Origin of the sequence: Streptosporangium becharense, from assembly GCF_014204985.1 — a bacterium.
Lineage (GTDB): Bacteria > Actinomycetota > Actinomycetes > Streptosporangiales > Streptosporangiaceae > Streptosporangium > Streptosporangium becharense.
Genome location: NZ_JACHMP010000001.1, coordinates 1,872,778 through 1,884,506 on the forward strand (window position 1 = coordinate 1,872,778; position 11,729 = coordinate 1,884,506).

8 protein-coding genes are annotated in these 11,729 nt (G+C 71.1%); 2 read left to right on the plus strand and 6 right to left on the minus strand.

All coding sequences use genetic code 11. The features are described 5' to 3' along the window. Positions 1-7: 7 nt before the first annotated feature. The gene (locus F4562_RS08025) at positions 8-955 is read right to left on the minus strand and encodes a hypothetical protein (RefSeq protein ID WP_184542166.1); all 948 of its coding nucleotides are present in this window, start codon (positions 953-955) and stop codon (positions 8-10) included. Positions 956-1,528: 573 nt separating this feature from the next. Here F4562_RS08025 and F4562_RS08030 point away from each other — a divergent pair. Next, positions 1,529-2,299, plus strand: coding sequence for a TetR/AcrR family transcriptional regulator (locus tag F4562_RS08030; protein WP_184542168.1), 771 nt, complete (start codon positions 1,529-1,531; stop codon positions 2,297-2,299). Between the two features lie 57 nt (positions 2,300-2,356). Here F4562_RS08030 and F4562_RS08035 read toward each other — a convergent pair whose 3' ends face one another. From F4562_RS08035 to F4562_RS08055, 5 genes are all read right to left on the minus strand, one after another. After that, positions 2,357-4,243 carry a laminin G domain-containing metallophosphoesterase family protein gene (locus tag F4562_RS08035; RefSeq protein WP_184542170.1) on the minus strand — a complete coding sequence of 629 codons (1,887 nt, stop codon included), beginning with the start codon at positions 4,241-4,243 and terminating at the stop codon, positions 2,357-2,359. A 218-nt stretch (positions 4,244-4,461) separates the two neighbouring features. After that, positions 4,462-4,935: a TIGR02611 family protein gene (locus tag F4562_RS08040; protein ID WP_184542172.1), complete on the minus strand. Its 474-nt coding sequence runs from the start codon at positions 4,933-4,935 to the stop codon at positions 4,462-4,464. A 255-nt stretch (positions 4,936-5,190) separates the two neighbouring features. Continuing rightward, positions 5,191-8,133 carry a cellulose binding domain-containing protein gene (locus F4562_RS08045; protein ID WP_184542174.1) on the minus strand — a complete coding sequence of 981 codons (2,943 nt, stop codon included), beginning with the start codon at positions 8,131-8,133 and terminating at the stop codon, positions 5,191-5,193. A 175-nt stretch (positions 8,134-8,308) separates the two neighbouring features. Then, positions 8,309-8,830, minus strand: a complete 522-nt coding sequence (gene soxR / locus F4562_RS08050; protein WP_246473383.1) for a redox-sensitive transcriptional activator SoxR — start codon at positions 8,828-8,830, stop codon at positions 8,309-8,311. A 160-nt stretch (positions 8,831-8,990) separates the two neighbouring features. Then, complete coding sequence (locus F4562_RS08055) at positions 8,991-10,013, minus strand: LacI family DNA-binding transcriptional regulator (RefSeq protein ID WP_184542176.1); 1,023 nt, start codon at positions 10,011-10,013, stop codon at positions 8,991-8,993. Between the two features lie 199 nt (positions 10,014-10,212). Here F4562_RS08055 and arfA point away from each other — a divergent pair, with 199 nt between their 5' ends. Further along, positions 10,213-11,727 (plus strand): arabinosylfuranosidase ArfA, encoded by a 1,515-nt coding sequence (gene arfA, locus F4562_RS08060; protein WP_184542178.1) that lies wholly within the window; start codon positions 10,213-10,215, stop codon positions 11,725-11,727. The last annotated feature ends 2 nt before the right edge of the window (positions 11,728-11,729 follow it).

An 11,729-nucleotide genomic window follows, 5' to 3' on the forward strand; every position in this document is an offset into this window, starting at 1 on the left:
TGGTTCGTCACCGCCGGGTGTAGCTGAGGTAGACCCGGCGGTTCCAGTCGTCGGCGGACATCGCGGCCAGCACCCGGGTGGGGGTGCCCCTGAGGTCGGACAGGACGACGCGGTAGACGTCGCCCGCGCGGACGACCGCGATGAAGTGCTTCTCGTCCCACCAGCCCCACAGCGCCTTCGGTTTGATACCGGGCACCTTGGCGGCGAGCTTGCCCGAGGTGCGGTCCCACACGCAGACGTGCTCGGCGTAGGTGGACGGGCACCAGGTCATCAGCCCGCGTCCGGAGGGGGTGAAGACGTCCTCACCACCGCCGGGCCGTCCGGTCTTGGCGAACGTGCGGCGGACCTCGCCGTCCGGCCCGTAGAAGCGGGTGCCGCCGCGGTACTCGGCCACCAGCTCGGCGCCGTCGGAGCTCCACCGGAACCGCGCGGCCGGGTCGACGTTCGCCACGGTCACGGTCTTGGCGGTCTTCGCGACCGCGTCGACGATGACGAACCCGGAGGTCACCCAGGCGGTGCCGCTCTTCCGCTCGACGGTCAGCACCGCCTTGGCCCCGTTCCGGCTCCAGTGGACGTAGTGCGCGACGAGGGGCTTGCGGACCGTGCGGATCCTGGTGCCCCTGGAGGTCGCCGGGTCGAGCAGGACGACCGAGTCGTACCCGCCGTTGTAGGAGGCGGGGACCGCCAGGGCCTTGCCTCCCTTCGGGGCGGTCGTGATCTCCTGATAGGCGCTCTGCAAGGTGAACCCGGCGCCCTTGCGGAGGTAGGCCGCCTTGCCGAAACCGTAGGAGGTCACCCTGAGCGGGTCCGCGGAGTCTTCCCTGACGGTCACCCGGGTGCCGGGGAGCGCGAGGTCGACGGGGGCGGCGTGCGCGGCCGGCGGGGCCGACACGGCCACCGGGACCGCGATGACGGAAAAGGCGAGCAACCGGTAAATCCCAGGAGTCACAGCCACGGCGGCATCCTAGGACGGAAATCCGGCAAGATCTTGATCTAGAACAAACCGGTTGGGAGAAGTGTGAATCCCACGATCACCGGTGATGTTCCGGCGATTAACCGATTGAATCCCCAAGTGGCGGGAAGTGCGCGGGAACCGGGCGGCCGGAATAACCCATTCCGAGCGCGGAACCCCTCCGGGACGACGCGGCCAGGCACGACGGCACAGTCGGCCCCTGACCCGAGATCGGATCCGGCGGTGCCGACGGGCCCGGCGAGGACGCCGGCCGGCACAGGGCGGCGGCCCACAAAGGACGCCGGTCCGCAAAAGGCGGCGGTCCGCACAGGACGGCGATTTAACGGTCACGAATTTCGCGGTCACGAATTTCACGCCGCCCGCACCACATTTTACGGACCCCCCATATCCCGGGAAGCATAATCTCCGGGGCCGGGAAGGAAGAACTCCGGCACGCGATTCCCGATCGGGAGGCGGCTGGACATCACCGGTCGACATCCCCTCACGCGGACCGTACCGTACGCAGTACGACTCAGCTACGGTGGTCCTGACGTCGAGAAGGTGGAGACTGTTCCCGTGAGTGGAAAGAAAGCGTCGGAGGCCGATCCGGCACGCAGCCTGGCCTTGCTCTGGGGGTCGCATAACAAACCGGGGCGATCCGGGCTGACGGTGCGCTCGATCGTGCTGGCGGCCATCGAGCTGGCCAATGCCGAGGGGCTCGACGCCGTCTCCATGCGCCAGGTCGCCGAACGGCTGGGGGTCGGGACCATGTCCCTGTACACTCACGTCCCCGGCAAGGGCGAGCTGGTCGACCTCATGGTCGACACCGCGTACGGGGATCTCTACACCGACGTGGACGCCCCCTCGCGGCAGCCCGGCGGATGGCGGGGTGCGCTCTCGTTCGTCGCCGCCCGCAACTGGGACCTCTACCAGCGCAACCCCTGGCTGATGCAGATCGCCGACCTCCGTTCCACCCTCGGCCCGAACGCCACGCTCAAGTACGAGGCGGAACTACGCCCGCTGGACGGCATCGGCCTGTCCGACGTGGAGATGGACTCCGTCCTGACCCTGGTCCTGAGCCATGTCGAGAGCACCGCCAGGACCAAGGTCAACCAGACGCAGGTGCAGCGGGACACCGGGATGACCGACGCCGAGTGGTGGGTGTCCAGCGCCCCGCTGCTCGCCAAGGTCATGGACGCGGCCCGCTTCCCCGTCGCCTCGCGCGTCGGGCAGGCCGCGGGCGAGGCGTACCAGTCGGTCGCCGACCCCGCCCACGCGCTCGCCTTCGGCCTGGAACGCATCCTGGACGGGGTGGCCGAGCTGATCGGAAGCCGGACACGCCCCTGACCCGGTCGGGAACCGAACACCCCTGACCGGGTCAGGAATCGAACACCCCTGACCGGGTCAGGAATCGAACGGGGTCAGGAACTCGCGAGGCCTGAGCGCCCGGGAGACGATGCGGACGTCTCCGATCCACCCGTAGTACCCCTGACCGTACTTCTGGGCGAACTGGGTGCCGCCGATCGCGAACGGCTTGCCCAGCGTGGAGATGCCCTTCGACCGCTGCGTCGGGTTGCGAGCGATCTTCGACCCGTCCACGTAGACCACCGTGCGCCGCCCGTCGTTGACGACGGCCACGTGCGTCCACCGCCCGACGGGCAGCGCGTGACTCCACGACGTGGGGTCCGCGTCGCGGTCGGTGGGGTAGACGACGTACTGCAGGAACCGCTCCGGGGAGAGGTTGAGGCTGCAGGTCGGCTCGTCCTGCGACCAGCCGCTCGTCTTGCCCGCGTCGCCGCTGCGGCCCTCCCAGCTCAGGATGCCCATCCAGGCGTGGTCGCCCTCGAAGGGTTCGGGGAGCTTGATGAACGCCTCGATCGTGTATCCCGACTCGAACTTCATGCTGTTGAGCGGGGCGGCGGGCCCGGTACGCAGGACCGCGCCGCGGTCGGGGTTCTTGCCGCCGTCGAAACGGAGGCTCGCGTGCGCGGGCTGGCCCTCGTGGTGCTCGGCCGACCACTTCAGCACCTCCGCCGCACTGGCGTGCAGCAGCTCCACGGTGAGGTCGTTGCCGCCGCCGGTCAGGTCCCGCGCGACGGCGCCGGCCGGGACGACGCCGCCGTCCGTCCCCGCGCTCTGCAGCCCGGAGGCGTCGAAACGCCAGTACGCCACCGTTCCCCTCGGCATCACCGCGCTCGCCGGTCGCGGCTCGGGGAGCACCCGCGGCGCGAAGCCGGCGAACCGCTCGTCGAAGTCGATCTGGAGGCTGAACCGGTCGGCCGGACCGGTCAGTTCGAGGTTCTCGGCCTCCAGCGGGGTCCGGTCCTCCGGGTCGCGGTCGAGCAGCCAGGGCGAGAACGTCTCGACGTCGATCACCTTGCGGGCGAGGTCGAACGTGTAGAGGCGGATCATCGCGGCGCCGCCGTAGTAACGGTCCTGGTAGTTCGCGATGTGGACGTGCACGTCGTGGCCGGCGTCGTTCTTCAGGACGGTACGGCCCGGCGGCCAGTAGTGGCCGTTGAGGGTGAGGAAGATCTGGTCGTTGCGCCGGATGAAACGGTCCCACAGGCGCCGGCCGAAGTCCGACAGGGAGGCCGTACCGGCCTCGTCGGACCAGGCCAGGTCGTGCGTGGTGAGGATGATGGGCAGCTTCGGGTTGGCGTCGACGACACCCTGTGCCCACGCCAGGCCCTTGTCGGAGACCCGCCAGTCGAGCGCGAGCACCAGCCATTCGCGGCCTGCGGCGCGCAGCACGTGGTAGCTGTTGTACCCGTCCGGCGAGGCGCCGCGGAAGGTCGGCATCGCGGCGAACCGGGCCGGTCCGAAGGCCCGCAGATACGCGCTGTCGCCCCGCTGGTCGTCGGTGGACGACCTGACGTCGTGGTTGCCCGCCAGCACGCTGTAGGAGACCTTGCCGTCGATCGCGCGGAACGTGTCGCCCGCGAGCTCGATCTCGTGCTCGCTACCGTGCTCGGTCACGTCGCCGAGGTGTGTCATGAAGGCGATGTTCCGGGCCTTGCGCTGCTCGGTCAGGTAGCGGAAGGTCGCCCGCAACGGGGTCGGGTCGGAGCTGTCCTCGTCGAAGAGGTACTGCGTGTCCGGCAGGACGCCGATCGCGAAGCGCGGGTCGTCCTCGTCGAAACGGCCGGTTCGGACGGAGGCTCCGGCGGCGCTCGCCGGAGCCGCGTCCAGCGCGACGGCGGTCGTCGAGGCGGCGGCGACCGCCGGGGCGGCCAGCGCCGCCCACAGCAGGGAACGACGCCCGACGTCGGGGCGGGAGGGGTCTTCCATGGGGTTCTCCAGGTGCTCACGATCTCGCGTAGCACCGTGGTGGCCGCATGTGGCGCCCCGGTGGCATGCAGGGGAACGGCCGCCCGCCGCGGGTGGAAGCTTTGAAGATCGCCCCTGGGAGGCCGCCGTGCCCGGCCCGACGCGTCGTGTACGCAACCGTGCCGATCACCGGCCGTGCCGGCCCCGCAGGACGGCGACGGCGTCGGCCCGTGCGGGGACTAGCGGGTGAGGAGCTTCTGGGCCTCGACGATCAAGTCGAGGTCGAAGCTGAGCTTGAGGCCGAAGTAGACGATGGCCGTGGCCGTGGCCGCGGCGACGAGGACGACCAGGATCTTGACCGTCCAGCCGCGGCGGGAGAGCCAGGCGGTCCAGCCCGACAGGGTCCGCTTGCCGAACTCCAGCACGCGGTGGGCCCAATGGAACTCGGTGGCCAGCACGGCCAGGCCCGCGAAGACGACCAGCCAGCCGGGGCCGGGGAAGGGCACCATGATCAGGCCGCCGACGACGAGCACGGCGCCGATGACCCCGATGACGATCTTCAGCGTGAGGCGGCCGGTGCGGGTGGACCTGATGCCGTCGAGCCAGCCGTGGATGCCGGAGCGGGGAGCCGCCTCCTCCCGCGACGTTTCACCGGTCTCGATCGGTTGCGCGGTCGCGTCCCGAGGGTTTCGCGCCCCGTCTGAGATCGCCATGCTCTCCCCCGGACAGTCGGTTTCTTCCAGAATAAGGTCGGCCGGCCGGCCGGGCTCCCGCCGCGGCATTACGTGCTCCTTACCGGAGAGACGTGCGATCACACCGCGAGCCGGGATACCTGGTGCGAACATACCGCTTTGCAGGACGTATCACCCAGCACGAGTCTCCCCCGTTCACCCAGCACGAGTCTCCCCCGTCACCCCCAGTACGGGTCTCCCCCGGCACGGTCACCCGCGCCGGGGGAGACCGGCGGGTCAGGAGGCGGTGCAGGTGACCGTGGCCGGGACGCCGTTGGCACCGGTCCAGGTGGCGCCGAAGCCGAAGGCCGTGGCGGCCCCCGCGGCCAGGGTGCCGTTCCAGCTCGCGTTCCGCACGGTGACGTCGGCCCCGGTCTGGGTGTGGGCGCCGCCCCAGAGCTGGGTGACCTTCTGGCCGTCCGGGAACGACCACTTCACGGTCCAGCCGCCGATCGGCGAGGTGCCGGCGTTCCTGACGGTGACCTCACCCTGGAAACCGCCAGGCCAGGAGCCGGTCACCCTGTAGGCCGCGGTGCAGCCGTCCCCGCCGGACGACCCGGGCGGGGTCGTGAAGGTCACCGGCCCGGAGGCGGTGGAGCTGTTCCCCGCGGCGTCACGGGCGATCACATAGAAGGTGTAGGAGGTCTCCGGGGTCAGCCCGGTCAGGGTGAACGACGCCGTGGACGGCGAGCCGACCTTGACGTCCGTCGCCCCCGCCTCGCGGTAGACGTCGTAGCCGGTGACCCCGACGGCGTCGGTCGAGGCGGTCCAGGCCAGTTTCGCGCCCGTCGAGGTGATCGCCGAGGCTTCCGGGGTGCCGGGCCTGGTCGGCGGGACGGTGTCGTCGGGCGGGACGGTGCCCTGTTTGTCGGCGTAGAGGATGCCGCGGCCGTTGGTGCCGAGGTAGACGCGACCATGGATCCGCGGATCGCCGGTGAGGGCCTCGCCCATGTTGCCGTACTGGTGCGCGTCGTCGTTGATCCTCACCCAGCTCTCGCCGGTGTCGTCGGAGCGGAACACACCGGTCACGCCGCCGACCGTGGCGACCGCGTACAGGGCCTGGTAGCTCCTGCCGGGTGCGGCCTTGCCGAACCCGATGTTGACCGCGCTCGTGACGCCGGGCAGCCTGGTGAACGACGCGCCGCCGTTCGTGGAGTGCCAGACGCCGGAGGTGCCGCCGGTGCCGCCGGCCAGCCAGATGTCACCCTCGCGGCCGGGAACGGCCTTGAATTTGACGTTGCCTTCGGCCGGCAGCCCGGTCGCGGCGGTGGCGGCGAACGAGGCGCCGCCGTCCGTGCTGATGTAGAACTTCCCGCCGCTGAAGCCGTAGAAGGTCCCCGGTCTCACCCGGTCGGACTCGACCACGGCCCCGGTGGGCAGGCCGGTGGACGCCTTCCACGTGTTGCCGTACCCCACCGAGTGGTGCACGGCGACGCCCTTCGGCGCCCAGACGAAGCGTGAGCCGTCGGCCGCCGCCGCGACGGTGCCGCCCTCGTCGATCCCGGCGGGCTCGGTGCCCTGGAACCAGTTGGCGCCGCCGTCGGTGGAGAAGGCGACGTGGCTGTCGCCCGGCCGCTCGGAGTCGGTGAAGTTGCCGGCGCGGACCATGACGGACGGGTTGGTCTCGGCGTAGTCGAGGCTGGTGGTGGAGGTGAAGTTCGGCGAGGTGAACATCATGGGCGGGACGGCGTCGAGGTCGGTGTGCCGGAACCCGCCGATGTCGCCCAGGCCGCTGACGAGCGGAGCGCCGGAAGGTGGGCTGACCAGGTCGAGGACGGCGGTCTCCTCCAGGCCCTTCACCATGGGCTTGATGGTGATCTGGCCGCCGGTGTCCCACTTGAGAAGGTCCTCGGTGCCGTAGATGGTGGCGCCGGTGCCGTACATCATGCGGTTGGAGTCGAACGGGTCGATCTCCAGCGACTCGGTCATCCACCCGAGCTTGGGCGAGACCTCGGGTGGCTGCGGGTTGGCCCCGAAGCTCAGCCACGGCGAGGAGGAGATGTCCATCTTGTAGCGGAAGCTACGGTTCGGGTAGGAGGTGAAGTCCCAGATCCGGGTCCAGGTCGCCCCGGAGTCGGTGGAGCGGAAGAAGATCACGTCCGGCCACCAGGAGATCTGGGTGGCGACCATGAGCGTGCCCGGGTCCCGGCGGTCGACGGTGAGGCCGCTGTAGCCGAAGTAGTCGTCGGCCGAGGTGGACGGGATCGGGCTGATCCGGGTCCACGCGCCGGTCCGCGTGTCGAGCTTCCACACGTCCCCCTTGCTCCCGTCGTACGGGCCGCCGGTGTCGCTGGTGGCGATGTAGAGGGTGTGGTTGTCGTGGTCGAGCACGCCCTTGTGCGCGATGTAGCCGGTGGGCTGCCCGGGGACGCGGCTCCAGGTGGTGCCGCCGTCAGCGGAGGCGTAGACGGTGTTCTCCTTGTCGGCGACGCCGACGTAGATCTTCTGCGTCGTGTCGCCGGCGGTCGCCGAGGTGGGGTCGAAGGTCACCCAGACCACGCCGGGACGGTGGCTGAGGTAACCATTGGGGTCGGCCGGGTCCTGCGCGTAGTTCCCCGGGTTGGGGAAACTCGCGACCTTCGCCCAGGTGACGCCCTTGTCGGTGCTGCGCCACAGGCCGTTGCCGTCGGGTGCCCCCAGGTAGAGGACTCTGTTGTCGTTGGGGTCGACGGCCAGCCGCTCCCCCATCCCCCTGCCGGGCATGTTGCCGCCGAGCTTGAACGGCAGCGGGGTGGCCTGCCAGGTGGCGCCCTTGTCGGCCGAGCGCAGGATGGCGCCGTTGCCGGGGTCCCAGCTGTTGGTGTACATCCCGGCGGCGACGTAGACCCGGTCGGTCTCCACCGGGTCCGTGGCGAGGCTGACCACGCCGTTGTGGCCCCACCTGTCCCAGCCCACCCAGTCCAGCAGCGGTGTCCAGGTCCTGGTGGACTGCTCCCAGCGGTAGGCGCCGCCGATGTCGGTGCGGGCGTAGATCAGGTTCTTCTCGGTCTGGTTGAAGACGATCCCCGGCACGAACCCGCCGCCGTCGATCCTGACGTTCCGCCACTCGTACGACTCCGCGGCGACCGCCGGCTCCGCGCTTCCCGACGCCGCCGCCGCGGGCCCGCCCGTGACGGCCCCGGCGGCCGGCGCGCAGGCCACCGCCACGGCGGCGAGCATGCTGAACAGCCTTCTTCGCATGTACGGCTTCCCTTCGCTACGCAATGGACAAACCGCCATGCACGATCAGGTGACGGGACCCTGACCTTCGACCGCCCATGATGCGCGTGCATGAACGCCCAGAGGGTCACACGCCGGACCCCGGCCCGTCAATAGTTTGGACCAGCAACTAATGAGCCCGCGGCCACCGAGCGCCTTAGACCTCCGCCTCGCACCCGGCGTGGTCCTGCCGGGGAGGAAGCATCAGCCGCGATCCCGGCCCCCGGGCGGCGGCCACGTCGTCGGGGTTGGCCAGGGTGCAGCGGTCGAGGGAGAGGCAACCGCAGGCGATGCAGTCGGTCAGCCCGGTGCGGAGGCGTTCGAGCTGCCTGATGCGGTCGTCGAGCTCGTCCTGCCAGACCGCCGAGAGCCTCGCCCAGTCTTCCCTGGTGGGGGTGCGCTCGTCGGGGAGGGCGGTCAGCGCCTCCCGGATGGCCTTGAGCGGGATCCCCACGCGCTGCGAGACCCGGATGAAGGCGATCCTGCGCAGTGTGTCGCGGGAGAAACGGCGCTGGTTGCCCGCCGTGCGGCGGCTGCGGATGAGGCCCTTGGCCTCGTAGAAGTGGAGGGCGGACACGGCGACCCCGCTGCGCGCGGCGAGCTGGCCGACGGTCAACTCCGAGTTGGGCATGGCCCAGCCTACCGCCACCTCGACCAAGGTCCAGGTTTCCGGGATCATCACACCTGGGATCACCGCCGGGACCGGCCGCCCCACCGCACAGTGGCCCCTGGGCCCGCCGCCCCACCGTACGGCGACCGCCCGGACCCACCGACCCCACCGCACGGCGACCACCCGGGCCCGCCGCCCTGCCGCACCACGGCGGCCGGGACCGGCCGCCTCACCGTGCGGCACCCCCGCCTCCCCTTCCGGTCGTGCTCTCCCGCACCATGAGGCGGTACCCCGCGCCGACCTCCCGGGGCAGGGCCCCGGGGCCGCCGTCGATGCGCCGCTTGAGCAGGTCGACCGCTATCCGGGCGAGCTGCGCCTTGTCGGGTGCGACCGTGGTCAGGGTCGGTGTGCTGAACCGGCCGTCCTCGATGTCGTCGAGCCCGGCCAGCGCGACGTCCTCGGGGACCCGCAGCCCCGCGGACAGGACGGTCCGCATGGCGCCGAGCGCCAGCAGGTCGTTGAAGCAGAACACCGCGTCGGGCGGCTCGGGACGCGCCAGCAGCGCGGCCATCGCCGCCGCCCCCTGGTCCCTGCGGTAGCGCTCGACCTTGGCGACCGTCTCCGGCAGGCCGTGGGCGGCCATGGCCTCGCGGTATCCGGCCAGGCGGAGCGGCGCGGTGCCGCTGGCGGCGTTGTCCTCCGCGCCGAGGGCGGCGACGCGGGTGCGGCCCAGGCCGATGAGGTGCTCGGTGACGTCGCGTGCCGCCCGGACGTTGTCGATCGCCACGTGGTCGGCCGGGCCGTCGTGGATGCGCTCGCCCAGCAGGACGAGCGCGGTGTCGTCGGTGCGCGCCGCGAGCTCGTCGGCGCCGATCGCGATGGGGCTGAGGATGACACCGTCCACCCGGTGGTCGCGGACCCCGTCCAGGATCCGCCGTTCCCGGTCGAGGCGGCCGTCGGTCTGCTCGATCACGACCAGCCACCGCAGCTCGGCCGCGGCGTCGATGACGAAGCGCGACAGCTCGGCGAAGTAGGGCGAGTCGAGCTCGGGCAGGGCCAGGGCGATCACGCCGGTGCGGCCCTGCCGGAGGTTCCGCGCCGACAGGTTGGGCCGGTAGTCGAGCCGGGAGAGCGCCTCCTCGACCTTGGCCCTCGTGGCCGGTGACACGTGGGCGTACCCGTTGACGACGTTGGAGACGGTTTTCACCGAGACCCCCGCCAGGCGCGCGATGTCGCGCAGACTGGCTCCCACCTGCCCACCTCTTCCTGCCCTGTGACCGCCGGGACGCCGCACCGCGACCGCCGGGAGCGGTCGCCGGCGACCATGCGGAGATCCGGCACCGTCGATCGTAACGCCGCGGTATCGACGCGTCGGCCACTGTTTACAACGTTGAAACAACGTTGTACAAACGCACCTACCCGCATCACCGCCCCGACAGAGAGGCCGTGTCTTGGCGACCACCGCCCGTCTCACCCTCGACCCCGCCTTCCGGATCGGCCCGGTGGAGCCCCGGCTCTTCGGCTCGTTCGTGGAGCACATGGGCCGCTGCGTCTACACCGGCGTCTTCGAACCCGGTCACCCGGCGGCCGACGCCGACGGCCTGCGCACCGACGTGCTGGAGCTGACGCGGGAGCTCGGGGTGACGCTGGTGCGCTACCCCGGCGGCAACTTCGTCTCCAACTACCGCTGGGAGGACGGCGTCGGGCCGGTCGAGAACCGGCCCGCGCGCCTCGACCTGGCCTGGCGGAGCCTGGAGGACAACCGTTTCGGGCTCAACGAGTTCATGGTCTGGGCCGCGAAGGCCGGCGTCGAGCCGATGATGGCGCTCAACCTGGGCACCCGGGGGGTGGCCGAGGCGCTGGAGCTGGTCGAGTACGCCAACTACCCCGGCGGCACCCGGCTGTCCGACCTGCGCCGCGCGCACGGCTTCGACAGACCGCACGACGTGCGGCTGTGGTGTCTGGGGAACGAGCTGGACGGCCCCTGGCAGATGGGGCACAAGACCGCCGCGGAGTACGGCCGCCTGGCCGCCGAGACCGCGCGGGCGCTCAAGCGCTTCGACCCCGGGCTGTCCCTGGTGGCCTGCGGCAGCTCCAACAGCGCCATGCCGACCTTCGGCGCGTGGGAGGCGGAGGTGCTGGAGGCGACGTACGAGATGGTCGACCACGTCTCGCTGCATGCCTACTACGACCCGTCCGACGGGGACGTCGACTCCTTCCTGGCCAGCGGCGCCGACATGGACCACATGATCCGCTCGATCGCCGCGACCGCCGACCACGTGGGGGCGAGGCTGCGCAGCCGGAAGAAGATCAAGCTCTCCTTCGACGAGTGGAACGTCTGGTACCAGAGCCGCTTCCCGGGCGAGGCGGCGCTGGACTGGACCGAGCGGCCCCGGCTGATCGAGGACGCCTACGACGTCACCGACGCGGTGGTGGTCGGCAGCCTCCTCATCACCCTGCTGCGCAACGCCGACCGGGTCGGGGTGGCCTGCCAGGCGCAGCTCGCCAACGTCATCGCGCCGATCAGGACCGAGCCGGGCGGTCCCGCCTGGCGGCAGAGCATCTTCCACCCGTTCGCGCTGACCGCCCGGCACGCCCGCGGCCAGGTGCTCCGGGTGGAACCGGAGTGCGCGACGATCGCGACCGCGAAGCACGGCGACGTGCCCGCGATCTGGGCGACCGCCACGTACGACGAGACGACCGGCGAGCTGGCGCTGTTCGTGGTCAACCGCGACCGGCGGGAGCCCTGCGCGCTGGAGGTCGCGCTCCCCGGGGAGCTGCGGCCGGTGGAGCACCTCGAACTCACCGACGACGACCTGTCGGCGGTCAACACCGCCGAGACACCCGACCGCGTCAGACCCAGGCCGGGGACCGGCCTCCGGCTCCGGGGACGCCGGGCGTCCCTGACCCTTCCGCCCGTCTCATGGAGCGTCATCCGCCTCGCCCCCGATTCCCCCCAGGAGTAAAG